1 rRNA gene is annotated in these 221 nt (G+C 46.2%); it reads right to left on the reverse strand.

Features of this window, described 5'->3' with window-relative positions:
* Positions 1-70: 70 nt before the first annotated feature.
* A 5S ribosomal RNA gene (gene rrf, locus AT575_RS10460) occupies positions 71-184 on the reverse strand.
* Positions 185-221: the final 37 nt, after the last annotated feature.

Consider the following 221-nt stretch of genomic DNA (forward strand, 5'->3'; position numbering starts at 1 on the left):
AACCGCTGACCCTCTGCTTGTAAGGCAGATGCTCTCCCAGCTGAGCTAAACTCCCATTGAGTGTTCCTAAGCTAAGCGACTTCCGTATCTAACAGGGGCAACCCCCAACTACTTCAGGCGTTCTAGGCTTAACTACTGTGTTCGGCATGGGTACAGGTGTATCTCCTAGGCTATCGTCACTTAACTTTTTAGTCCACTCAAAATTGAATAACTATATCTTA

The organism is Streptococcus penaeicida (assembly GCF_002887775.1).
GTDB lineage: Bacteria > Bacillota > Bacilli > Lactobacillales > Streptococcaceae > Streptococcus > Streptococcus penaeicida.